The sequence below is a fragment of the Thalassoroseus pseudoceratinae genome (assembly GCF_011634775.1).
GTDB classification, from domain to species: Bacteria; Planctomycetota; Planctomycetia; order Planctomycetales; family Planctomycetaceae; genus Thalassoroseus; species Thalassoroseus pseudoceratinae.
The window spans coordinates 17,973-42,212 of sequence record NZ_JAALXT010000011.1; the positions used below are offsets into that span (position 1 = coordinate 17,973).

Genomic DNA, 24,240 nt, shown 5'->3' on the forward strand with positions numbered 1-24,240 from the left:
AATGGAGCCTAAGAGCCTGCTGCGGTAGAATGTCCGCGTCTGGTTCTCCGTGGAAAATGATGGAACAGGAAAATGTTTGCCGTGAATGTTCGTTGTGGGCTGGTTGTCGTTGGTGTTCTGTCAGTTGTTCTGACGCCTGCACCAGAATTACTTGCGGATGTCCCAGACGGAAAAGCCGCGGTGAGGTTGACCACCGTTGCAGCCTCGGCCACCCGGCAAACGAGTCACAACTTCCCCGAGAAGTTTGCTGAACTCGATAGTTTCGTCGTGGACGTCCGCATTGATCCAACGAAGCGGACGGACGGCGATCTTCAGTGCATTGCGGGATTTGCAATCGGGCTTGATTCACCCGAGGCCGACCCGTTCACAGCGCCGAAGTCTGTCAAGTTTGAGCTTCGCAAGGGTGAGCATCGCGGGTTCTGGGACATCTGGATTGACGGTGTCAATGAGCCGCGTCGCGAGCCGTCACCGAAACCTCCCGGTTGGGTCGACACACGCCAGTATCAGAAGCCGTGGGAGTTCACTCCGCACGAGGGAGACTACAAACTCCGTGTTCTGTGTTCCTCCGAAGATGGTGGCAGCCGATTGCGGTTCTATTTTGAACACTTTGATCGGCCCATTTACGAGTTCAGCCTCAACCGGACACTGACGCCGGGACATATTGGGTTCTACGCTGTCACTGGCGGAAACGAAGCTCGCCAGAACACCGCGACATTCCGCGACTTGTCAGTCACAAAAGTGAACAACCTCGAATCGTACACACAGCCATCCGCACGGGACATTGTGCTGGATGCTCTCGATCTGACACATCCCGCTTTGAAGCATGTCGCAGATGCGATCGAGAGTGGCAATCGACAGCAGGCCGGTCAGTTACTGTTGGAGCATCTGCGGACACGCAAAACTCCAATCGGACCGGGCTTCAAGCCGGAGTATTGCGGTACCAACTATCGCGAAGTTGCTGATGCGGTTCTCGAAAATCGTTACGGCACGCAGGGACCATTTCACACCTTCTCGAAAACGTACGTCGATGGTGCGGGCAACAGGCAGCAATTCGTCGACGATGACGGCACCATCCGCTGGGACCTGTGCAGCGGGCATTTGACGCGACACTTCCATTGGGTTTCGCTGGCAAAGGCTTACTCAGAAACTCAGGACAAACGCTACGTCGATCGCTTCTCACGCGAAGTTCAGGACTGGGTGACTCGCGAGCCGTTCCTGCATCCTCGGAATCCCGACATCGGCAAGTTGAACTGGATGGACGGGACGACGTTCGAGTTGGGTTTCCTGAACACCAGCAACATCGGGCGGCGTTGCGAGATGACCTGGTGGCCCGCCTATGATGAGTTCCGCAAGTCGGCCGATTTCACAGACGAGGCTCACTTTCACATGTTGCTCGGCTTCATCCGACAATGTCGGCTGATTATGAACCCCAGCAGTTTCGCCGCCCACGATGACGGCGGTGCTCACATCTGTGTGGCGTTATTGCAGACCGCGTTGATGCTGCCCGAACTGAAGGAGTCGAAGCGTTGGGAACAGGAAGCGGTTCGACGCTGGCAGGAAGTGCTGAAGGTACAGTTTCACGACGATGGCAGTCATGTCAGCCTGAGCACCGGCTACAACTGGGCGTCGCTGATGGCGATGGAGAACATGATCGCCCTGTACCGTCGCGTGGGCCGGGAAGTCCCGCAGCAGTTTCTCGACGTGCTCGAACTCGCGTGTCGACATCCGATCGCACTCTCTCGCCCTGACCAGGGGCAGATCGACTTGAATGACAGTACCTGGGGCATGATCGATGACCACATGCGTCGCGCGCACCAGTTCTATCCGCACCGAGACGATTTCCTTTGGATGGCGACGAAAGGCGAACAAGGCAGTCCGCCCGATTATCGTTCGATCTACTTTCCCAATGCGGGTCATATCGTGATGCGGACTGGCTGGGGACCGCAGCACCGGTATTTGTTCATGGACGCCGGGCCGGTCGGTGCGAGTCACGGCAAAGAGGACAAACTCAACATCTATGTTGATTACGGTGGCCATCAGCTACTGGCCAGTGGCGGACGTGGTTCGTATTCGGGCGGTCCGTTCGCGGCCTACACCGGATCAACTCGTGGCTACAACACGATTCTCGTTGATGGAGGCGTCCAATCGAGGATTCCTCACCGAACAGAAATTCAGGGCCACATTCCCGAACAACGTCGCTGGGTGACGACGGACGGTTTCGACTATGCAGAAGGCTTCCATGCACACGGCTGGTTTCCGCCGGGTAAACATGTCGAAGGCAAGCAGACGCGGCAAATAATATTCATCAAAGGAACTAATCCGCCCGAAACGTCTTACTGGGTTGTGTTCGATACCGTCGAACCGGCCGATGATCAGGAACATCAATACCAAGCCCTGTTCCACAGCCGTCGTAATCACGCGGGCGTTGTCGATGACAAATCGAAAACCGTCCATTGCTGGGATGCCGGTGCGGCCCTCCGCATCATGCCTGCTGTCACGGATGGACTCGATGTCGAGCTGATTCATGGACAGACGGAGCCACACATTCAGGGCTGGCATGTCGTCGGCGAGAACCGTGCCCCGATGTGGACTCCGACGTTCCAATGGAAGGCAACCGGAACCACGACACGAGCCTGGGTTCTCGTCCCAGCCGGGCCTGACCAAAACTGGTGCGTCGATCGCGTCGAACTCCAGCAGGCGGACGCCAACACATTGATCATTCGCTGTATTCGCCCCGATGGCAGCAGTGATCTGGTCTATCGCCGTCCAGAGAATCAACGCGAGACGATCACTTTCGAGGGAACTGAACTCCAGAGCGATGTCGGTGTCGTTTCCTTTGATGCGGACAGCACAGCAACCTCGCGATTCATTGCCCCCGAGAAATAATCAGACGAATGCACCACCAATGAAAATCCTGTTCCTGCATGGATGGCAATCCGTCCCCGGCGGCGTCAAACCGACGTTTCTCAAAAGTCACGGTCACACTGTGATCAACCCGGCCCTCGACGATGACGATTTCGAGGCAGCGGTCAAAACAGCACAAGCTGAATACGATTACTATCAACCGGACGTTGTTGTCGGCAGCTCTCGTGGCGGCGCGGTGGCGATGAACATCGACTCGCATGACACGCCACTGATCCTGTTGTGTCCAGCGTGGAAGAAATGGGGAACGGTCACGAAGCTCAAACCCAACTCCACCATTTTGCATTCCCGGAAGGACGACATTGTCCCGTTCGAGCACAGCGAAGTACTCGTGGCAAACAGCGGAGTGCCAGCACCGACGCTGATGGAAGTGGGCAACGACCATCGCCTGGCTGATCCCGAGCCGTTAGCCAAGATGCTCGAAGCATGCGAGACTCACTACCAGATGGCGTTGATGTTCTCATTCTACGAAGGCTTGGCACGAAAAGGACCGGGCAGCGAAGCAACCACGCTGAAAGCCTTGTCGATGCTGGGTGAGTTGCCCCCGTCACCCCGCGTCGTTGATTTCGGTTGCGGAGCTGGTGCGGCGTCTCTCGCGATCGCTAAATCAATGAAGTGCCAAATCACCGCGAGCGATATTCACGCGCCGTTCCTCGCCGAAGTCAATGAACAGGCCCGTCGCGCAGGATTGGAAGAACGCATCGAAACCCTGCTGGCGGATATGGCTGATCCGCCGATCCCGGATGATTCGGTCGATCTGATCTGGTCCGAGGGAGCGATCTACAACATCGGCTTTGAAGCCGGGCTCAAACGCTGGCGTCGGCTGCTGCGTGCTGGTGGATTGATCGCGGTGACCGAGCTCACCTGGCTGACCGACCATCCCCCGCAACCGGCGGTTGAGTTCTGGGAAGCGGAGTATCCCGCGATTTCCCATGTCGATGCCAATCTCAAGAAGATGCGATCGGCAGGATTCGAGATCATCGACCACTTCACCCTACCGACCGAAGACTGGCACAACTTCTACGGCCCGGTGGAACAACGGATTGCCAGCTTTCGGGAACAGCATGCCGGGAACGATGTCGCCCACGCGATACTGGACATGCAGCAAACGGAAGTCGATCTGTGGAAGAAATACGCCGATAGCTACGGCTACGTGTTCTATCTCGGCAGAGCAGTTTGATGTCGAATGAATCGGTCACTTTGAGCATACGATAGACGTGATGGTATGATAACGAATCCAATGATCCTGAGACATTCCCATGAAAGTCGCTCATCATGCCCATCCATCTGGCCACTTTGAATCGCAGGCGTTTTCTGCAAGCTGCTGGCGCGAGCGTGCTGTTGTACGGACGTGGTGCGAATGCCGCTGAGCCAACGGACGTCGAGTCCGATCTGGTTTATCTGCTCAATGACACGCATATTGGCGAGAAGCACCCGCCGAATTCCCCCGTCCCAAGTCACCTGCGTCAGGTCGTCACCGAGTTGGTGGATCGACCGACGAAGCCAGCGTGCGTGCTCATCAACGGCGATCTGGCACTCAAGGATGGTCAACCGGGAGACTATCGGCACTTTGCCAAGCTGATTCATCCGCTTCAGGAATCGGGTATTGAGACTCATCTCACGCTTGGCAATCACGATCATCGCGAAGCGTTCTACGAAATCCTGAGCGAGCAACGCCCAGAGAAGCCACCTGTTGAGTCACGACACATTGCTGTCGTCGAGACGCAGCATGCCAACTTCTTTTTGCTCGACTCGTTGCAGAAAACGATGGTCACCCAGGGCACGATTGGTGAGACGCAACTGATATGGCTGGCTTCTGCGCTCGACAAGTTGAGGACGAAGCCAGCGATCATTGTCACGCACCACAATCCGCGTCTTGGCGGTGATCCACTGCACTTTCCCGGCGGTCTGATTGACTCGCGGGAACTCTGGGAGATCATCGGACCACGCACGTGGGTCAAAGCCTACATCCACGGTCACATTCATGACCGCAGCTATGCGGAACATCAAGGCATTCACATTCTCAACACACCCGCGACGTCGTATGTCGCCGATCCAAAGAAGTCGACGACCGGCTGGACGACGGCAAAGCTCACCGCCAATGGCGTGACTCTCACGACTCACACCACTGATGCTCAGCATCCTTGGAACGGCGAATCCAAAGTTCTGAAATGGCGTTTGGCATGATCAGAATCACTCACCACCTGAAGCGATTGTTCCAGATCCTGGTACTATTGGTCGTGATAATGGTACCAGTGGCTGTAAGTTAGGCTGAAGAACCGACACAAATGCGGGGGCTGCCAGAGTCATCAATGAAAACGCCGGCGACCTGTCGGTTGAAGCCATTCCCGCCACGCATGGACATGGCATGATCGGATGGCTGATGGGACCGGTTGCCGGCTACTATCTGGCTCACCCATATGAACCAACGGTCTACATCACCGGAGATACGGTGTTGACGGACATGGTCGAGACCGCCATCGAGAGACTCAGGCCACAGGTAATCGTCGCTCCTGCCGGGACCGCCAACTTCGGCATCGGCAAAGATTTGATGTTCAGCGAAGCCGAACTCATCGAGCTGGCGAAACTGGCACAATCCGAACGCGAGCAGGATGAGCAACCGCCCAAGCAAGCTGGGCTAGTTCCTCAGCGCTGGCATCATCGGGCAGTTCCACTGGCCTCGAATCGCATTTCTGTTGTCGGACTGTTTTTTGCCACCAGCATGATCTTTATCATGAATCGACGATATACGATCTCGGCAAGGCCGCCTGAGGTCAAACAGTCTTTTTGGATCGGAAATCAGAATCGTCCAATCGATGAAGTACTTGTGTGACGCGGGCACGGCTAACACCGAGGTGTCAGGCCAATTCGGCACGTGAAGAAACTTCGCTAGAGTCAAGCAGCGACTGGTAGTAACGGGCCAAATGCATGCGATCACGCTTTGGTTTTACTGACTTAGATTCGGACCGACTGTGATCCGAAATCGAGTTTCACTTGAACATTTTGATCTCAGGCAATCGCCGCAACCTCTTGATACGAAAGGCACCTAGATCGACAAAGCCCCGGTTCGGATGGAAACCGCCTCGGGGAGAAGCCGAGTCGATCTGGCGTCCAGCCTTGGGGGCTAAAATGGTTCTTGTTGACCAATGTCGAACTCCAGGCTTTATGTGCTTGCCGAAACTGCTGTCGGCGACAGGAAGGAATAGAGGACGGGAATGACGATAAGCGTCAGAATGGTGGCGAATGTCAGACCGAAGATCAGCAACCAGGCCAGGCCCTGCCACAACGGTCCGCCAGCAAGGGCGAGCGGGATAAGACCACCGACCGTGGTCGCAGTCGTCAAGAAGATCGGCATCAGTCGTTGTCGAGCAGCATCGACGATGGCAGAGTGATATTCCGCTCGCGTCAAAGGCTGGTTCGTCTTCGACGTTTTTTGCTGGATCACGATGTCGGCGAACTCGACAAACAAAATGGCCGAGTTCAGTACGATCCCAAACAGCGCTAGCACACCAAGCTGAGGCATGAACCCGAATGCGTTTCCCGTCACCCATAGTCCGAATAGCGCGCCCACCAGAGCAAGCGGTAACGTCACGATGATGATCGCTGTGCGGGCGAGACTGTTGAATTGGAAAATCAACAACAGGATGATCGCGATGAATGACATGCCGAACGATCGAAACATCTTCCCTTGAGCCTTCATCGACTCTTCCAACGCTCCACCGATCTCAATACGAAATCCAGGAGGCAATTCAGTCTTCAGCTCTTGCATCGCTTCCGAATTGAAGACTCGCATGGTGATGTCGTTACCAGACGCACCATAATTGATTCGCGACCTGACTTCGATGGTTCGATTCCCATTACGGCGATCGATTGACTCCAATCTCCATTGCGGATTGACGCTCGCGATCGCCGCGAGTGAAACCTTGCCAACGCGTGTTTCGATATGAGCATCTTTGATGGCGGCCAACGATTGGCGACTCTGGGGATTCAGTCGAAAGTAGACAGGGATCTGCCGGTCGCCTTCGCGATACATCGTCAGCCGTTTTCCAGAGTAGTAGGCGTCCAGCGTTGAAGCGACTTCTGCATTGCGAATCCCCGAAAGGCTCGCTCGATTGGAATCCACATTGACAAACAATTGCTGGCCGGCCACACCCCACGAATCATTTACATCCCACGTATCAGGTTCAGCATCCACGAGTTGCCGAACGCGGTTTGCGATGCGGCGAAGTTCGTCTGCATCCGCGAGGCCGTTACCCATCACGCGAAAAACGACCGGATCGGCAGGCGGTCCGAGTGCCAGTTCAACGGGAACCACTCGAGCGCCAGCGATCGGTGACAGCCCTAACGATTCGTCTCCCTCTCTGGCAACGACCCGTAGTTGCTCGGCGAAGTCGTGGGTGAATTTTCCATTGGTCGTGTGGATCAGGATCTCGGCGTAGTTCGGCTTCAGGGTCTCCGGTTCCCAAGCGAGGTACCACCGCGAGCCTCCGCCTCCGACGATGGTCCGCATATTGAATAATCGCTCATGCGACTTTCCCTCGGCATCGACATGAGGACTGAGTGCGCGAATCATCTCTTCGACGTTCCGCGCGACCTTGTTGGTTTGTTCAATCGAAGCCGACTCAGGCAGATAAATTTCAATGGCGAATTGGTCGCGCTCCGTAAGTGGAAAGAACTCGCTGGAAACCGGAAGTTGCGTCGCCAATGCCATCATTCCGATTGACGCGCCGATCGTGACAATCCGATGACGCAGTGCCCAACCGACAATAGCCGTGTAGAAGAGATAGAAGCTGCCGTGCTGTGTTTCGGCATGTAATGATGCGGATGCATCGTTCTTCCTGCGCAGCCTCCGCAATACTGTTCCTAGCTTATTCATGAGCCATGCCAGCGGCGCGGTCGGCCGAGTTGGGTCTTGTGGCGGCCGGATGAACCATGCGGCGAGGATGACACAGAACGTCATCGCCAGTATCCAACTGACCGCCAGCATGACGGACAGCGTGATCGGCAGACTGTAGATAAATTCGCGATTCGCACCGTCCATCGCAATCAACATCGGGACGAACGCGGCCACTGTCGTCGCGGTGCCACTCAGCATCGAAGGGCCGAGCATTTTTGCACCAGCGACCGATGCATCGCGCGGGCTCATGCCGGCAATCTGGTTGGTTCGACTCTGATCGCAGACTTGGACGGCGTTGTCGACCAGCAACCCTAGTGAAATGATCATCGAAGCCAACGACATTTGTTCCAGTTGCACATCAAAGAGCGTGACGATCGCCAGTGATGAAATGACGACAAACGGGATGTTGGCCGCCATGACGGCAGCCGTGCGGAATCCGACGACGAGGTACACCAGCACGACGACGACCAGAATGGCTTGAACAATGTTCACGCCAACCTCGCGAATTCGCTGCTTCACGCTATCCGACTGATCGGAAATGATGGACACGGCCAGGTCGGGCGGCAGCACGCCCGTGCTTTGCAATTCCGCGACGCTCTGTTTGGAGCGGTCGCAGATGTCGATGATGTTGGCGCCGGACTTCATCGAAATCGCCAGGATGATGGCGGGCGTCTCGAACTCGGGCGTACCATAACGGCATATGCGCTGGGGCGGATCGATATAGCCGCGTCGGACGTTCAACCCCATATTTTTCAGTTGAACCTGATTGACACCTGAATCGCCGGGTTCATCCCCGGTCGGCACGACGCCAACGACCAACGAGTCAAACGCTTCGACCGCGCTGACGTCACCACTGGGTTTGACGAAGAAACGTCCATCGTCACTGTCCATCCTGCCGCCCGGCGCGACGATGTTCTGAGACTGGGCCAGGGTCTCGATTCGAGCCGTCGTCAATTCGAGTGTTGACCAGTTCCCTTCGTCCGTTTCGATGTAGACCGCTTCTTCCTGGACTCCGAACCGGCCGACTTGTGAAACCCCTGGGAGTAGTCGCAACGAATCTCGAATACGTTCTGAGTACAGGTCAAGTTGTCGCGGTGAGTAGGCGTACTTTGGGGCAACAGCCGAGTTTCCTTCGAGCGGCTGTTGATGGACGGCATATAACAGCACGCTGGTGTCCGAAAACTCATCAAACAAAAAGGGAGAAATCTTTTCGTCAGGCATCGGCACGTTGCGAATGCGTGCCCTGACACGATCCCACGCGTCATCGACCCTCGCCCCCGGCACACTGTCTTCGAGTTCGACAAAGATGACGGACTGTTCGCTACTAGACGTCGATCGAATCAACCGAACTTCTTCCAGTCGCCCGATCGCATCTTCCAGAGGATCGGTGACCAGCTTTTCAATCTGCTCCGCCGATGCACCTTGCCAACGAGTGGTGACGACGGCGATCTTGAGCGTGAATTCAGGGTCTTCGCGACGCGGCATCGTCAAGAAGCTGACGCCGCCCCAAACGACCAGCAGCATTACCAACGTGATCGTGATCGTCGGGCGACGCACGGCGAATTCGGGCAGATCCCTCATTGGTCGACTCCCGCCAGCGGCGAAATCATCACGCGGTCTCCGTCGGCGAGGTAATGAGTGCCTTCGACAACGATTCGCATACCATCATGCAACTTGTTGGATGCAGCCGGCTTGATCCGAAGCAACACTGTTTCGCCAAGGACTGATTCTTCTTGAGCGACATCGACCAAAACCCGACGCGCGATCGGTTGGCTTTCTGCAGTATCGATCACATGAATGAAGGTCTGACCTTGCTCCTGACGGACAGCCTTCATCGGGACATAATAGCCATCGGCCTGTGGAGCTGGATTCAACGAAATTTGCGCGACATCGCCTGCTCGCAACAACCAGCGTTGTCCGTCAAGCATGACGTGTGAACCAGTCCAAGTTTGCAGACTCGGGGATGCGATTGCCGCGTCGCCCTGCGGCTTGGACTCATTCGGTTTGAAGTATAGGCTTCCGGTGATCAGATCGTGCTCGAAATCCACCTCGACATCTGGATCGGTGAACTCGATCGCGACGAACTTCCACCGCCCGAGATAAGGAATCACATCGCTGGTGATCTTTACCGGGACTTTAGTGACCGAAAGCAGACGATCACTCGGCGGCGACGGACTCCCCCATCGACGATTGGTGACTTTCCAAACAAACGTCTCGCCGCCGACCGTATGAACCGATTCGCGAATCACCAGCTGGCGTCGGTCGCCCGTGATCATCGGGCCGATGTTCAATGGTGTGATCTGGTCTGTCCATGCCAGCAGTTCGTCTTCATCTGGCAGCGGGAGCGCGGAGTCGTCGATCTCGTTTCGCACATGCATGGTCACGGTAAAAGTGCGTGCCGCTGGGTCAGCCATGGTATCGACCCGGTAAACCATTCCGGTAAGTTGCCGGGATGTTCCACTGCCATCGGTAACCTGAACGGGCAACAAGTCGCCGCGACGGTAGCGGCGAGAATCATGAGCAGTGACTTCAAATTCGATGGTCATCGGATCCATCATCTGCACGGTCACTACGGGATCGCCTTCTTTCACATACGTGCCGGGCACGGCGTGAATCTGTGAAATCATTCCGGGAAATGGACTGAACAGAACTGCGTTGCGGAGATTACGCTGAGCTTCGGAGAGTTGCTGCTGGGCCTGCAGAACTTGTGCTTCGAGTGCCAACTGGCGAGCTTTCGCCTGAGCCAATTCGGCGTGGGTGCCGGTCAAGCGAGACTTTGTCGTCGAAGCGTTGGTCTTAGCGGCGTCCAGTTCCGAGCGTGAGATGGCGTCTCGCTTGGAAAGCCTTACCGCGCGGGACAGCTCAATGTCGGCGAGGTCAGCTTCGGCTTTAGCGACTTCGATCTGGGAAGGCAGTTGCTGCTCGATCGATACCAGGTTGGCATCACGATTTAGCTTCGCGACTTCCACGCTGGCCAGAGCCGACTGGACGGCAATTTTGAGTCTCTCATCGTCCAGACGAGCCAGCGGGGTTGGATCGGGCGTCTGTCGAACGGACTCACCATCAATTTGAGGCGTCACCGATTCGTTCGGCTCAATGACTTCGGTGACGCGACCGGCGACCTCGAACCCAATCTGCTCAGATTTCCATGGGACCACGGTCCCGGTGATGAATCGCCCGGTGGTCGGTGATGTCTGCCGCAACGTCGCAATCACAACTGGCTTGGGAGGCTTTTCAAGCGGAACGGAATCTGTCTGGTTCTGCGTGCAGCCGATGATTGCCAAGCCACACAATGAGACACACGCTAAGACGACGAAGTTAGACGTGGGGAGATGCATCACTTGCGAACTGAGAGAGGCAGTATCAATAATTGTAAAAAGTAAACCGCGTGGTATACTTTACCTTATGAAAGACAAAAGTAAACCCCAGAGTGTACTTTCGCAAAACGAGCCGCGAACGCGTTTGACGGATCGTAAGCGAGCTTCGATCGTGAAGGCTGCAGTCGAGGCATTTCAGCGGTACGGCTACCATGCTGCCAGCATGAATGGCATTGCCGAAGCCGCGTCGGTCAGCAAGCGAACGCTGTACAACCATTTCGATAGCAAGGAAGCGTTGTTTGACGCGATTCTTGATGAGCTAAAATTCCGCGTTGAGCAGCTTCCGGCGTGTGAATTCGACGAATCGCGTGATTTAGTCGAGCAGTTGACGGAATTGGCTCACTCGGAGATCGATTTCTTGACGTCTGAAGAGGTGCAAGCGTTTGCTCGTGCTGGGTTATCTCGAGTTTTGGGCGAACCGGATGCAGGCCAACAGGTCGATCAACGCTTTTTTCTTCAGCGTGTGACGACCTGGATGAAAAAAGCACAGGCATCCGGCTGTCTTCTCGAAGCCGACGCAGAGTTTGCGGCGTTGCAATTCGTCGGCTTGCTGCGCACATTCGCTTTCTGGCCGACGATTGTCCACGGCGAGCCCCGGCCTTCACGCCGCAAGCAAAATCAAATCGTTGCACGCACCGTTGAAATGTTTCTTAGTAGATACGAAGCGTGCTCTGACTGAAGAACCGTTGCACCCAATCAGCAAATGAAGTGATGGTTGCCGTGGAATCCGGGGGAGTCGGTGGAAAACATGCTTCAAGCAACATCATCCTGAGATGGCCTCAACCGGTTCAGCACCTGAGTAACTCGTGCCCGGCTCACCCCTAAGAGGCGGGCGAGATCGGCACGTGATGAGACCTCGCCCGAATCAAGTAACGAGTGGTAGTATCGAACCGTTGTCCACATTTGAATTATTGGTATCTCGTGAGGTTTCGGTGTATTGAGGTGAGAGTGGGGTTTGCAGTGCTTGTCAAAAGGAATTCCAAGTCGAAAACCAAACCGCTCGGTGAATTGGCGGAGGACTGTGAAGTGCCGGCCAACGTACCAAACATTGCGGCCAATCGCAGCGGACGTTACCCTCCAACGTGAACTCATCAGGCATGATCTCAAGGTCATCTTCGACCGCGTTCTCGTTTTACAGAATCGTCATTCCGCATGTGGAGCAATCTGTTTTGGCCTATCATCGTTGTGGCGATGGAAATTGTGCTGGTCGGTTGGGCCACCGTTCACGCTGTCTTGAATAAGCGAGACACACGCGCCGTTATCGGCTGGGTCGGCTTAGTCTGGTTCGCTCCGATTCTCGGCGCGGTTGTTTACTTCTGTTTTGGCATCAACCGAATCCAGCGAAAAGCCGAGTCGCTGGACCTCAATCAATCTTGGGAATCGCAGGTTACCCTACTTCCAGCGGAGGAAATAAAACGTGATCGACTGATCGAGGAGTTTCCCGCGTTGGTGGGGCAGGCGAAACTCGTCCGCAACTTGACCGGTCATCGTGTGGTGCCGGGAAATCAAGTTGATCCGCTGATTGACGGCGATCAGGCCTACCCCGAGATGTTGAAAGCGATTGGTCAAGCCGAACGATCGGTCAGCCTTCTCAGTTACATTTTTGATGATGATCGAGTCGGCCAAGAATTCGCGGTCGAACTTGGAAAAGCGTCCGCACGTGGCGTTGACGTCCGAGTTCTCGTGGACGATGTGGGCGCGCGCTACAGTCGGCCAACGATTCTGAATCGACTGAATCACATCGAGGTCAAGGCGATGACTTTCTTGCCAACTCGCATTCCTCGATTGTTCAAGTACGCCAACTTGCGGAACCACCGTAAGCTTCTGGTTGTTGATGGTCGGATTGGATTCACGGGTGGAACCAACATTCGAGAAGGGCATCAACTTTCGCTCTCGCCGGAATTTCCCGTCCAATGTCTTCATTTTCGAATTGAAGGCCCCGTGGTAAATCACCTTCAACAATCCTTTTGCCGAGATTGGGCTTTTGCGAGTGGGGAATCCCTGCAAGGGGACACTTGGTTTCCGGCCCTGTCGAGAGTAGGTGATGTTTGGTGTCGCGGCATTCCCGATGGTCCTGACGAAGACCTCGACAAGATGCCGTTGACGCTCATTGGAGCGATCTCAGCTGCTCAAAAATCTCTGACAGTCGTCACCCCGTACTTCCTACCGAACACAGCGATCTTTACCGCTCTTCAGGCGGCCGCGCTTCGAGAGGTGGAGGTCAACATTTTGCTTCCTGCCAAGAATAACATCGCACTCGTTCAATGGGCCACGCGGCCCTCGCTACGGTATCTGCTGGATCGAGGGTGTCGCATTCACTTGTCCCCTGCTCCATTTGATCACACAAAGGTCGTCATCGTGGACAATGTTTGGACTCTCATCGGTTCGACCAACTGGGATCCACGCAGTCTACGATTGAACTTCGAGTTCAACGTTGAGTGCTACGATCAACGCTTAGCTCAACGTATCCAGGGGATTGTCGACGCGAAAATCGCGAAATCTCACGAGTTACTGATTGAGGAACTCGACCGGGATCCGTTCGCGATGCGTATTCGAGACGGCCTGGCGAGGTTGCTTTCCCCGTACCTGTGAAGTTGCAGACAGCACACACAAAAGGCACTCAAGCCAGTCGATGGATTGTGGGAACGATCGAAAATCACGGCCTGTCAACGTGTGAGCAACGCAGCTTCAACCGTTAAACCGGGGCCGAAGGCGAGGGGTACGCAGGGACCGCTGGCCCCATTTCTTTGCAATTCACTCAGAATGAATGCGATGGTCGGCGAGGACATGTTGCCGTATCGTTTGAGGATCGATTGTGATGGAACAAGTTGCTCGGGCGACAAAATCAACACCTGACCGATCGCTGTGATGACTTTCGATCCCCCAGTGGTTCTCGGCTCATGTGAATCCAGATTGGGGCGATCACTCTGGACGCTTCGATGAGAGGCAACTTCCGGCACCATCCAATTCCGAGAGGCGTTCGACGCCTTGAAAGCAACTCGGTCACGCGAGAACACAGAGGAATTGCGACTGCAATATGCCCAACGAGCCGGGATCGATCGGACGATCTCGCTATGCCGGCAAAGCAAAAACCCACTTGCAACAGATCGCCACCGCCACGGCGATGCACTTCATCGGCATCCACAACTGGCTGATCGATAAACTACCAGAGCAAACGCGAACGCCCGCATGCGTCAAGACGATGAAACGATCGATGGCAAGCTGACACCACTTCGCCAGCCGCATCAAAGTTACCGAAGAGCCACTATTGGGCAATTGTTCACAGTTCCCACCCTGTGTTAGCCGACCTTGCTGACCGAGACGGAACGACATCGGGAATTGAATCAGATGCAGTGGAGTCATGAACAGCCAGTCGACGTATCTCAGGGCAGTGGAAATCGTAATTCCTTAATAGGTTGCAAAAACGTCCAAAACTCTCAGATCCATACTGCAATGTAGGCAGTACAGCCGAGCATGCCTTGCCAATACAGGTATTTTCTGGCAGTTGAAGAGCCGGTTTCTCAGGGTTGAGACATTGCCACAGTCGGTGTTTGGGCAATAATCTTTCAAAACTGTCAGGAGGATCGTTGATGAGACAAGCACTTTCTCCCAAAGCATTGGCCGAAGCCGTCGGGGTCAGCGAGTCGTCGATTCGCCGATGGGCCGACGGCGGGCAACTGGCCATCACGCGGACATCGGGGGGCCACCGTCGAATTCCGCTCGCGGAAGCGGTCCGATTCATTCGGAGTTCAAAAGTTTCGATCGTGCGGCCGGATCGTTTGGGCCTGCCCCAATTGAAAGAGAATCAAAACGCCGGTCGTCACAATGATTGGAGCGACCGTTTCCTCGCGTTGCTGTTGGACGGTCGAGCCCAGGCTGTCTCGGGATTGGTTTTCGCCATGTATCTGGATGGGCTCGATGTCGCGGAGATCTGCGACGGCCCGCTCCACAACGCATTGACTCATATCGGTGACTTGTGGCCGCAGAATCAGCGCAGCGTGTTTTTGGAACACCGCGCGACCATGCTCTGTGTCCGTGCATTGAACCAGCTTCGATTGTCGCTCCCCGAGCCGACAACTGATTGCCCGAGCGCGCTCGGCGGAGCACCGCAGGACGACCCGTACGTTTTGCCGTCGCTGATGGCATCGCTTGTGTTGCATGAAGCTGGCTACGCGGAAACGAATCTTGGACCGAATACTCCCCTCGACGTGTTGGCGGACGCTGTCGAAGATGAACAACCGACTCTCGTCTGGCTAGCGGTGACATCGCCACTCCGAAGCCGCCAACTCGCCCGCGAGATCACGCATTTGGAGCAAGCCACTTCTCAGTATGGCGGTCGACTCGTCATGGGGGGGCAGTCCGTTTCCACCTATGAGGGGGCGACGATCCAAACGTGTGAGAATATGCAACAGCTACGAGACATCGCCCAACATCTGAAACGGCAACGTCGAGCCGAGTGACCGCTCAGGGGCTCAACTGTTTGAGTGGACGGATTCGCGAATCGTTTGTGGTCGCGAATTTGCAGAAGTATTGCGCGAGAGTTTCAGATTAGTTGAGTCTAGGAATTCGATCCAGCTTGCAGTCGATAGTTTCCAACAAAGAAGGAACAGACCTATGAATCGACAACTGTCTTCGACAACCATAAAACTCGTTCTTGAACAGCCCGATGGAGTCGTTGAACTCGAATTGATCGTTCGTCGCAATGGTCGAGAATGTCGAATTTGGATTCGCAATATTGAAGTCTTGAGCGGGACACCGTCGGCCATCGACACGGCAGCTATTCGCGAAGCTCTTCGATTGCGGAGTTGGTTGATCCACAACCCCTCCGTCCTGACCGAAGGTCGATCGACATCGGAACAAGGCTTGATTCCATGAGTGCCAGCTTTGCAGAACATGCCGCTGCTGCCGCGCAACGCTTGCAGCGTGGAACGACATTCAAGGACCTTCATGAGTTCAAAGAAGTCGGCTTAAGGCTACGACCCAGCAGGCAGCGCCAAAACTCGAATGTCGAGCAACCCAAGTTATCCCATCTTGGCCGATGTGGCTTAAACGTTCGTTTCAAAGCGTCTCGCGATTCACGAGATCAAGAAACGCGTGAAACTGACGTGAAATCGGACGGCTTGGAGTTCGGTAAATTCCTCGCCGGTCTGCTTCGTGAAGATTGACATCTCGAATTCACGTATGGCGACCAACGACTCCGATCAACGTTCGACTCAACGTCGCTTTGTGAGAGTCGTTTTTCGAGACTGCCCGGCCTCGAGTTGACCGATTAACGAACTCATCTCAGTCATACCGTCCACCCTGACATCTCGCAAAGAAAGTGGTTAGAACAATGAGTTTGAACAGCTCAGGCGACAGTCATCCCAATCGAGTCTTGTTGACTGGCGCGACCGGCTACGTCGGTGGCCGACTGCTGCCGCTGCTTGAAAACGCGGGAGTGACGGTTCGTTGTCTAGCACGTCGCCCTGAAGAACTGGAAAGCCGTGTCTCTGGGACGACCGAGGTGGTCACGGGAAACGTCTTGGAGCGTGACTCATTAACGAGCGCGTTCGAAGGGGTACATACGGCTTATTACCTCGTGCACTCGATGGGGAGTCGAGACGACTTCGAGGAACTCGATCGGCAGGCTGCTCGCAACTTTGCAGCCGCTGCGACACAGGCTGGCGTGCAGCGTATTATCTATCTTGGCGCCCTGGGGACGCCGGATCCGAATCTCTCGAAGCACTTGCGGAGTCGGCAGGAAGTCGGTGACTTGCTGCGACAGTCAACGGCCCAGGTCATCGAGTTCCGCGCGTCGATTGTGATCGGATCGGGCAGTCTTTCATTCGAGTTAATCCGTTCGTTGACGGAGCGTCTACCGGTTATGATTTGCCCCCGTTGGGTTCGGACACTAGCACAACCGATTGCCATCGAAGATTTGCTCAAGTATCTGCTTGAAGCAATGGACCTCGAAGGCAACTCGTCCAGGATCTATGAAGTTGGCGGCCCGGAAGTGGTTTCGTATGCCGGCATCATTCAAGAATATGCTCGGCAACGCGGACTACGACGCGTGATGATTCCAGTGCCTGTTCTCACTCCAGGTCTATCGAGCCGGTGGCTGGGACTTGTCACACCGTTATACTCGCGGATCGGTCGCAAATTGATTGAAGGGCTGCGGAATCCCACGCTGGTTTCCAGCAATCTTGCAGAGAAAACGTTCTCGGTCCGTCCGATTGGTTTATCGAAATCGATTGAGCGAGCGTTGAAGAACGAAGACCAGCGAATTGCTGAAACTCGGTGGTCTGACGCGTTGTCATCCGGTGGAAGTGCACCAAAGTGGGGTGGCGTACGATTTGGCTCGCGACTACTCGACTCCCGTACTCGCCCAGTCAGCGTGCCACCGAGTCAAGCATTTGCCCCCATCCAACGCATCGGTGGAACAACCGGCTGGTACTACGGGACGTGGCTTTGGAAAATCCGCGGCTGGCTCGACTTACTCGTAGGCGGCATCGGATTGCGACGCGGACGCCGCGACCCAAAAGACCTTCGCGTGGGAGATACACTCGACTTTTGGCGAGTCGAAGCGTACGAGCCGAATCACCGGCTACGACTACGGGCCGAAATGAAAGTTCCTGGCCGGGCGTGGCTCGAATTCGAAGTCAGTGGTGATGACGACGGCAGCCATATTCGACAGACTGCAACCTTTGATCCCATCGGCCTGTTCGGAATTGTGTACTGGTATTCGGTTTGGCCGCTTCATCAGTTCGTCTTCGCGGGCATGCTCCGAAACATCGCACACGCCGCAGAAGGCTTGGGGGCGACCCCTATGAAATCACAAGAGCCGCAATCGGCTATCGTCTCTTAACAGGTGCGAAGATAAAGGCAAACTCAACTTTGGCGACAGGATGTCGAGAAGTAGCGGAGGTGATGAACTTTCTTCAATCAGTGGCGTTGAAGCCATTCAACTGCAGAAAGACAACCGGAACTGGCAGTCTAATCGTCATTCAGTTCTCTACCTGGTGGATCGGATATGGACGGTTTCACTCAACCTACGGTGTAAGCTACTATTGATCGCTGGCCTTGCTTGTTTGATATTACTGAGCACCGGTGTCTCCACTTCGTTGCTCCACCTCTTGTAGAATCTTGTCCGCTTCCGCCATCAACTCGGAGTATCGCACGATATCGCCCCGACGCTGCACGTCTCGAGCTTCTTCCAACTTGCGAGCGTAGGCATTCTCTAGATTTTTTGTTTCATTTCTGCGGAACCATCGAAACATGTCTCAACCTTTCGCAAAGCAGTTGTGATAAATAGCTAGAAGCTCACATGCTCCTAAAGTGTGTGACTCTCTCATGTTTGCAATAATATCAAAGGCAATGGTTTTGCCAACGATTTCGATTGGCATTTGAGTGATAAGAAGACACCTAGGCGTACTTTCTCAAGCATGCCACACCCTATCACAGCTATAGCGAACCGGTACGGTATATATTTCCTTTCAAAACGCAACAGATGCTAGGATTGCCATGACTTGCTTACGGCATTAACACTTTGTCGATCGCGTGGATCAAACCAACTTCGCAGGGGATGTCGGTCTTCAGAACCGAGGCCTCATCGACGCTCACCTTACTATCGACGACATTGATCGTCAGTTCGCCTCTCGTTGCTTCTGCTTGGCAGTGGCTGGTGATAAAGCTTCCGCTGGCGTTTCCGGTCCCGAATTGGAATCTGGCGAATTGATAATCGTCGGAGTGAATGCGGCTTTGATTCTCCCTGCGTGGCGATCGAGAAACCGCTCGAGTGTCTCCCGGATATTTTTGAGCAGATGCCAACGGTCAGCGATCTGTTGGGCCTGGGGAGCCGCTGCGGTGGCTGCCTCGGTGTACGGAGCCCAGCGATCGCGGCAAAGAACCTCGATTTCCGGGTGCTGCGTTAGCCAGGTCCGCAACTCACTGCCATCACGTCTCGGCAGCAGTTCCACAGCTTCGCGACGCTCCAGGTCGACGATTATCGTCCCGTACGACTGTCCTTTCCAAATGGCCCAGTCGTCGACCCCAATGATGCGTGGAGCAGGTGTCGCATTCGGCCCCGCATTCTTAACTCGACGCAGACAATCGGCGGTCAGCGCCAAAGGGCTCAGAATCAACGCACCTGGAGCAACCAGACATCTATCCGGAACCAAAGACGTCTTTCCGATCACCATGGTACAGTTATTGCGTTCTTCTAAGGATGTGAAACCCGAATCCCAGCGGCAGTCTGGCAACTTGGCATCCACGTAAACTTTTCCGCGAAGATCCAGTACATTGTTCTGTCGTGGAGCAGACCTACAGTACGTTGTTGACGGCTGCGATTGTGTCGCTTACAAAACGGTTGCCTGATTGGCGTGGCATCGTGCTGCGTTACATGCCTTCGTTCGCTTGATCTTTCTGTGACTAACGCGTCAGCGTGAGGAAAGAACGCGTCCGGGCAAGTGTTTTACATGCCTTCAATGCCATTGGATGAGCAATTCATGCAACGCCATTTCGCGGGGACTTCAAAAGTGCGAGAACAAAATCGAGTTCCGTTGAATTCACTAATGTTCCCCAGCGTTTCTCTAGTGAGCACGTTAGCCGTGTTTGCGACGATGTTGGTCAATGGTTGGGGCCACGTCAGCGTGCATGGTGCGGAATCCGGGGACTCGTCCGGTGCGAAGGTGACGTATCAGTTGCCGATGGACGGACCGCTACCAAAGACCTATCAGGTGACGCTTGCAATTACGGATGCGGACAACCCCGACTGGGTCATCAGCACCTTCGTAGCCGCGGCCGTGCGAACTGTGACCGCAGAAAATCAGGGGCGGTTCACGGAGTTCTGGAACGGACTCGACGACAACTTCATGCCGGTTCCTGCGGGCGAATACGGCGTCAAGGGCATTTACATGCCAGCTGAAAAGTGGGACGTCACCGGGGAGTATCGGGGGATTATTCCGCAGTACATCGGCTCGCCCACGAGCTGGAATCCCGATCACACCGAAGACCGCAAGCGATTGTGGCAGGCAGGCAATCCCAAAGGGTTGCTTCGCGATGTGGCGACTTCCCTAGATGGCAAGGCGGTTGTCTATCACGACTATCTGGAGAACAACCTCAATGCGTTTCTTTTCGATCTGACCAAGCCGATCGGCCACGCCGCGGGAATCAAAAGTTATCCCTCCGGTGGAGCGGCAGGCGGTCAAGCGGTGGCAACTGACGGCACAGACGTTTGGGCGTTCTCCGATAATGGCACGCCGGACTTCATCCATCGTGGCGAAGGAAAGTTCGGCTACGGGCGGGGGCGATGGCGGCGAAATGTTTATCCCGTCGAGCAGGTCGTTCGGGATTTGGCGGTGCGGAAGTTCGGCGACCGACCACGATTGTTTGTCGTTCAGCCCGGGACCGAAGACAATGGCAATGGCCGACTGATCGTGCTTGATGGCTACTCGTCGGAAGAACTCTTTGAAACTGCGTTCAAAGAGCCCAGGGCGGTGACTCTCTCGGCGGAGCAGGCTTTCGTACTGCATCGGGATGGCGACAGTTGGGCCATCAGCAGGCTGCGACTTGGCAGGGACGGCGTGCCTCAGGTGTCATCTCACTCGGTTTTGAAGTTGTCGTCGGAACTTGAGCCACACGATCTATCCCGCGACACCGCTGGCCGGTTCTACGTGTCGCTGCCCACGCAGAATCAGGTTGTTCGGCTTGACGAAGACGGCAGGATTGCATTGCGACTGGGCAGCGAAGGTCAACAGAAGCCCGGTTCATACGACCCGAACATCTTCATGTCGCCTCATCGGCTCGCGATGTGGACCGACGACGAAGGCCACGATCGTCTGCTCGTGCTGGAGTATGAGGGGGCGAACCGTCTTAGCGAGTGGTCGCTCGATGGCAAGTTGCTCCGCCGATGGATCCCTACGCAGTCTCACTCTCATCTGGGTTCGGTTGCCTATGATCCGGACCGGCCGAATCAAATCTATGTCACTGGCAACGCGGGAGGGCTCGTCCGCTACAACGTCGACTTCGAGGGTGGACCGTGGACCGTTGATGCGGTCTGGCCAGATATCTGTCAACGATCCGATCGATGGCCCGGCGGTGTCCAGCGGATTGAAATCAAAAAGCACAACGAACGGAAATACCTCGTCTGTTGCGACAGCACGAAGCGGGACTTCGGCGTCATCGTCTACCGTCAAGACGGCGACAACTGGGTTCTCTCCGCCGGGCTGATTCCCGATCCGAACATCTCGAACAGCAAGCGGAAGTTCGTCGAGGGCTGGTGGTGGCACGACGCCGATGGCGAGGGCGATCTCGATGTGGAAGAGTACGAAAACAACCCAGCCAAGCTGCCTCGTCAGCCCGGTTACTGGGGTGAGAAGTGGCTCGATGATTTATCGCTGATCTTCCGCATGCGGGGGGAACCGCAGTTGATGCGGCTGGCTCCAAGAAGTTTTGACGAGCATGGCAATCCCATCTTCCACGGCGACGACTGGGAGATGTTGCTCACCGACCCGATCTACGAAGCCAAGCAAAAGGGGCAGACGCTCCCCGCGACTCGCGGTGGTAACGAGGTCGCTGAGGGATTTAGTACGTGGGGCCTACCCGATGGAAGTCTCGACCGCGGTTTCTATGTTCCGGTTCGCGGTGACACCAAGTCAGCCAATCACGGCCTCGAAAACAAATTGATCCATTACGAGCCGGACGGCAACGGCGGTTATCGCTTGAAATGGAGGGTTGGTCGTGCCGCCTTCGCCACGGCCGAGCCGGGGGAAACCTACTCGCAAATGCAGGCTTGGGCACCACTGGGCGGACTGATTGGCGTTAATGACTCGTCCTATAGCACCGTCCACCTTTACACAAGCGACGGACTCTATGTCACGAGCGTCCTGCCCGACGACCGGGTTCACGGCCGGTCAAAGTTGGGAGCGTACTTTCAGCCGGGCGAACACTTCCTCAATGGATTTCCCTTCGCGCACGGCGAGACCGGACAGGTCTATCTCTCGATCGGAAAAACCACGCCCGTGCTGTACCGACTCGACGGCTGGACCCGAAATGGCAGCCCGGTGCGACGTCTGAAGGACGTTTCCCCAACGGTTACACTACGACCCAAGCAAATTGCGAAGACTCCGACGCGGGCGGTCGCTATGCGTGGCGGGTTGGGAACCGCACCGTATGCAAAGTTCCGACCATTCGCCGGGGATGTCGCAATGGACGGTTCGATCCAGGGGTGGACGCAGACCCAACCGATTACGTACTCGGGTGACTCCCAGGGGAAGCAACGAACTGAGATACACGGCCTCTACGATCGAGACAACCACTATCTGCGAATGCACGTTCGCAAATCCAGTGAGTTTGTGCCTCAAGACCTTCATCCGCTTAACCGTGTGTTTACTCACGACCGGGAAAGCGACGTGGTCAGCTTTTATATGCAGTGTAACCCCGATCCACCGGCGAAATATCCAGCCGTGGGACGACGCGGCGACGTTCGTTTTGTATTCACCATGGGCAAGAATGAAGAGGGAAAAGTGGTGCCGGCGGCACTCGCGATGCATCCGGTCTGGCTTGGGAATGGCCAGGGCAAGGCGATGTCTTACGGCTCGCTGGTGGGTGAAGCGCCATTCGAGCACGTGGCACCGGCCGACGAAGTTCGTCTCAGCGGACGAATCGACGAAGACAACAAGGGCTTTGTCATCGTGGCGACGATTCCGCGATCAGCGCTGCCGAATACGGTGCCGGAATTTCGGTCGGGACTGCGAACCTTTATCAACTTCTCGACCACGCTCGGCGGCCACAACAAATTTTGGTGGGCGAACACTGATGGCTCAGCCAACATTATCACGCAAGACGAGCCGAGCGAGGCTGGGCTCTATCCCGGTTCTTGGGCCCCACTGGAACTTGAGGGGTTCACAAACGGCGTTCCGGTCCGCCGCTGGCTCACTCTCGGTCCTTGGGGCGGCCCGGAACTTCAGGATCCATCGCTGAAAGCCCAGGACGGATCGTTCAAAGACATTCAGGACAAGAACAAGAAGGCTCGAATTCGTGCCATCCTCGGCCAGCGGCGTTATCCGCCGGACCTCGAACCGCTCGATTTCAACGCGACCTACGAGGGACCTTTGACCGGAAACTATCGTGACAGAAAACGCCGGATTTTTGGCGAGGCGACGCTCCGGTGGACAACCCAGGAGATCCCGTCATCAAAGAAGCCAGTATTAGAACTTGGGCCCAGTAGCCAGCTTCACTATGCCGTGACGTGGATCCACGTTCCCGAACAGATGGAACTTGACGCCACGTTTTATCTGGGGGAATTCATTGTCTCGTCCATCCACATCGGTGACGAAGAAGTGGTGCGAACGAAACGCGATGTCAATCCGCCGGTCAAAAAACGCATCACCCTGCAAAAGGGTTGGAACCGCATCTTCTACCGTGGCCACTCAGCGATGTACGACAACGTCATCGGGCTGGTGCTGGATTCCGAGGACAAGGACAAACTGTGGAATATCTCGTTCAGCGCGATGCCGCCGGAATCCGAAGACACCAAAGCCTCGAATTGATTCCCACAAGCCGTTGTTCACACAGAAGACGCAACCCGGACAATCGGCCTTCCGGCAGAAAAATCGGCGAACGGTGAAGTATAACCGGACCGGGCAACCTTGAATTGGTAGGTCCCGGGCGGCTCGAGTGTAACGACTATGACCGCAGCCGGTTTGCTGACGACAGCCGGGGCATGCGGCGGTCAGAGCAGAAGAGCTCAGAGACAACGTCACGAGGACATCACTCATTGCCACACGGTCCAAACGTAATCCCGCGTCGGACGGCAAGAGCCTGATCTATGTCGCAGATGAAAAATAGATCGAATACGGATAGTGGATGAACTTTGAAATCCGTGTTCCATCCATGGCTGTGACTTCTTCCGGCATCAACACACACGCCCACGGAGCAGAATACAGAAGCGTCGACATTCAGTGATCAGAGTTTTCATCACAACTATCGCACTGACTTTCGCCAGCAACCTGTTCGCAGCACATCGCCCCAATGTCATCTTCATGCTGACCGATGATCTCGGGTATT

General features: G+C 55.5%; 18 protein-coding genes. 11 read left to right on the forward strand and 7 right to left on the reverse strand.

All coding sequences use genetic code 11. The features are described from left to right. The first annotated feature begins 72 nt into the window (after positions 1–72). The 4 genes from G6R38_RS26975 (at position 73) to G6R38_RS26990 (ending at position 5,755) form a co-directional block, all read left to right on the forward strand. The gene (locus G6R38_RS26975) at positions 73–2,886 is read left to right on the forward strand and encodes a heparinase II/III family protein (protein ID WP_166831890.1); all 2,814 of its coding nucleotides are present in this window, start codon (positions 73–75) and stop codon (positions 2,884–2,886) included. Positions 2,887–2,905: 19 nt separating this feature from the next. Further along, entirely contained in the window at positions 2,906–4,102 is a 1,197-nt protein-coding gene (locus tag G6R38_RS26980; protein ID WP_166831891.1) for a class I SAM-dependent methyltransferase, read from the forward strand. A 95-nt stretch (positions 4,103–4,197) separates the two neighbouring features. Continuing rightward, positions 4,198–5,109 (forward strand): metallophosphoesterase family protein, encoded by a 912-nt coding sequence (locus G6R38_RS26985; RefSeq protein WP_166831892.1) that lies wholly within the window; start codon positions 4,198–4,200, stop codon positions 5,107–5,109. Positions 5,110–5,290: 181 nt separating this feature from the next. Beyond that, positions 5,291–5,755: an MBL fold metallo-hydrolase gene (locus G6R38_RS26990; RefSeq protein ID WP_166831893.1), complete on the forward strand. Its 465-nt coding sequence runs from the start codon at positions 5,291–5,293 to the stop codon at positions 5,753–5,755. 330 nt (positions 5,756–6,085) lie between these two features. On the opposite strand, the gene G6R38_RS26995 is transcribed toward G6R38_RS26990, so the two are convergent. Together G6R38_RS26995 and G6R38_RS27000 are read right to left on the reverse strand one after the other, a co-directional pair. Further along, entirely contained in the window at positions 6,086–9,400 is a 3,315-nt protein-coding gene (locus tag G6R38_RS26995) for an efflux RND transporter permease subunit (RefSeq protein WP_166831894.1), read from the reverse strand. Continuing rightward, positions 9,397–11,034, reverse strand: coding sequence for an efflux RND transporter periplasmic adaptor subunit (locus G6R38_RS27000; RefSeq protein ID WP_206028758.1), 1,638 nt, complete (start codon positions 11,032–11,034; stop codon positions 9,397–9,399). The genes G6R38_RS26995 and G6R38_RS27000 overlap by 4 nt, the downstream gene beginning before the upstream one ends. 58 nt (positions 11,035–11,092) lie before the next feature. Here G6R38_RS27000 and G6R38_RS27005 point away from each other — a divergent pair, with 58 nt between their 5' ends. Further along, a complete protein-coding gene (locus tag G6R38_RS27005; protein WP_206028759.1) occupies positions 11,093–11,875 on the forward strand; it encodes a TetR/AcrR family transcriptional regulator in 783 nt (260 codons plus the stop codon). Between the two features lie 473 nt (positions 11,876–12,348). After that, positions 12,349–13,788 (forward strand): cardiolipin synthase, encoded by a 1,440-nt coding sequence (cls, locus tag G6R38_RS27010; RefSeq protein ID WP_166831896.1) that lies wholly within the window; start codon positions 12,349–12,351, stop codon positions 13,786–13,788. A gap of 74 nt (positions 13,789–13,862) precedes the next feature. Here the strand turns inward: cls and G6R38_RS27015 are convergent, their stop codons facing one another. Beyond that, positions 13,863–14,159 (reverse strand): 3-oxoacyl-[acyl-carrier-protein] synthase III C-terminal domain-containing protein, encoded by a 297-nt coding sequence (locus tag G6R38_RS27015; RefSeq protein ID WP_166831897.1) that lies wholly within the window; start codon positions 14,157–14,159, stop codon positions 13,863–13,865. A 74-nt stretch (positions 14,160–14,233) separates the two neighbouring features. Between G6R38_RS27015 and G6R38_RS27020 the strand changes: the two genes are divergently transcribed. The 4 genes from G6R38_RS27020 to G6R38_RS27035 all read left to right on the forward strand — a co-directional run bounded on the left by G6R38_RS27020 (position 14,234) and on the right by G6R38_RS27035 (position 18,040). Further along, positions 14,234–14,422, forward strand: coding sequence for a hypothetical protein (locus G6R38_RS27020; protein WP_166831898.1), 189 nt, complete (start codon positions 14,234–14,236; stop codon positions 14,420–14,422). 364 nt (positions 14,423–14,786) lie between these two features. Continuing rightward, positions 14,787–15,656: a MerR family transcriptional regulator gene (locus tag G6R38_RS27025; RefSeq protein ID WP_166831899.1), complete on the forward strand. Its 870-nt coding sequence runs from the start codon at positions 14,787–14,789 to the stop codon at positions 15,654–15,656. 154 nt (positions 15,657–15,810) lie between these two features. After that, positions 15,811–16,071 carry a hypothetical protein gene (locus G6R38_RS27030; RefSeq protein WP_166831900.1) on the forward strand — a complete coding sequence of 87 codons (261 nt, stop codon included), beginning with the start codon at positions 15,811–15,813 and terminating at the stop codon, positions 16,069–16,071. A 457-nt stretch (positions 16,072–16,528) separates the two neighbouring features. Continuing rightward, the gene (locus G6R38_RS27035) at positions 16,529–18,040 is read left to right on the forward strand and encodes an SDR family oxidoreductase (RefSeq protein WP_166831901.1); all 1,512 of its coding nucleotides are present in this window, start codon (positions 16,529–16,531) and stop codon (positions 18,038–18,040) included. Positions 18,041–18,269: 229 nt separating this feature from the next. Here G6R38_RS27035 and G6R38_RS27040 read toward each other — a convergent pair whose 3' ends face one another. The 3 genes from G6R38_RS27040 to G6R38_RS27935 form a co-directional block, all read right to left on the reverse strand. Beyond that, the gene (locus tag G6R38_RS27040; protein ID WP_166831902.1) at positions 18,270–18,452 is read right to left on the reverse strand and encodes a DUF6435 family protein; all 183 of its coding nucleotides are present in this window, start codon (positions 18,450–18,452) and stop codon (positions 18,270–18,272) included. Between the two features lie 253 nt (positions 18,453–18,705). After that, complete coding sequence (locus G6R38_RS28530) at positions 18,706–18,795, reverse strand: fasciclin domain-containing protein (protein WP_390881482.1); 90 nt, start codon at positions 18,793–18,795, stop codon at positions 18,706–18,708. 23 nt (positions 18,796–18,818) lie between these two features. Beyond that, positions 18,819–19,352, reverse strand: a complete 534-nt coding sequence (locus tag G6R38_RS27935; protein WP_240928406.1) for a transposase — start codon at positions 19,350–19,352, stop codon at positions 18,819–18,821. Positions 19,353–19,679: 327 nt separating this feature from the next. Here G6R38_RS27935 and G6R38_RS27050 point away from each other — a divergent pair, with 327 nt between their 5' ends. Further along, positions 19,680–23,723, forward strand: coding sequence for a flagellar hook assembly protein FlgD (locus tag G6R38_RS27050; RefSeq protein WP_166831904.1), 4,044 nt, complete (start codon positions 19,680–19,682; stop codon positions 23,721–23,723). On the opposite strand, the gene G6R38_RS28535 is transcribed toward G6R38_RS27050, so the two are convergent. Continuing rightward, a complete protein-coding gene (locus G6R38_RS28535; protein ID WP_166831905.1) occupies positions 23,604–23,951 on the reverse strand; it encodes a transposase family protein in 348 nt (115 codons plus the stop codon). The two genes, G6R38_RS27050 and G6R38_RS28535, sit on opposite strands and share 120 nt — an antisense overlap. Between the last annotated feature and the right edge of the window lie 289 nt (positions 23,952–24,240).

Bases quoted from the DNA above. Each gene is read 5' to 3' on its own strand.
- G6R38_RS26975 (WP_166831890.1), top strand. From the start codon at position 73: ATGTTTGCCGTGAATGTTCGTTGTGGGCTGGTTGTCGTTGGTGTTCTG.
- G6R38_RS27020 (WP_166831898.1), top strand. From the start codon at position 14,234: ATGCCCAACGAGCCGGGATCGATCGGACGATCTCGCTATGCCGGCAAA.
- G6R38_RS28535 (WP_166831905.1), bottom strand. From the start codon at position 23,951: ATGAGTGATGTCCTCGTGACGTTGTCTCTGAGCTCTTCTGCTCTGACC.
- G6R38_RS26980 (WP_166831891.1), top strand. From the start codon at position 2,906: ATGAAAATCCTGTTCCTGCATGGATGGCAATCCGTCCCCGGCGGCGTC.
- G6R38_RS26995 (WP_166831894.1), bottom strand. From the start codon at position 9,400: ATGAGGGATCTGCCCGAATTCGCCGTGCGTCGCCCGACGATCACGATC.
- G6R38_RS27030 (WP_166831900.1), top strand. From the start codon at position 15,811: ATGAATCGACAACTGTCTTCGACAACCATAAAACTCGTTCTTGAACAG.
- G6R38_RS27025 (WP_166831899.1), top strand. From the start codon at position 14,787: ATGAGACAAGCACTTTCTCCCAAAGCATTGGCCGAAGCCGTCGGGGTC.
- G6R38_RS26990 (WP_166831893.1), top strand. From the start codon at position 5,291: ATGATCGGATGGCTGATGGGACCGGTTGCCGGCTACTATCTGGCTCAC.
- G6R38_RS27005 (WP_206028759.1), top strand. From the start codon at position 11,093: ATGATTGCCAAGCCACACAATGAGACACACGCTAAGACGACGAAGTTA.
- G6R38_RS27035 (WP_166831901.1), top strand. From the start codon at position 16,529: ATGAGTTTGAACAGCTCAGGCGACAGTCATCCCAATCGAGTCTTGTTG.
- G6R38_RS26985 (WP_166831892.1), top strand. From the start codon at position 4,198: ATGCCCATCCATCTGGCCACTTTGAATCGCAGGCGTTTTCTGCAAGCT.
- G6R38_RS27015 (WP_166831897.1), bottom strand. From the start codon at position 14,159: ATGGTGCCGGAAGTTGCCTCTCATCGAAGCGTCCAGAGTGATCGCCCC.
- cls (WP_166831896.1), top strand. From the start codon at position 12,349: ATGTGGAGCAATCTGTTTTGGCCTATCATCGTTGTGGCGATGGAAATT.
- G6R38_RS27040 (WP_166831902.1), bottom strand. From the start codon at position 18,452: ATGTTTCGATGGTTCCGCAGAAATGAAACAAAAAATCTAGAGAATGCC.
- G6R38_RS27050 (WP_166831904.1), top strand. From the start codon at position 19,680: ATGCAACGCCATTTCGCGGGGACTTCAAAAGTGCGAGAACAAAATCGA.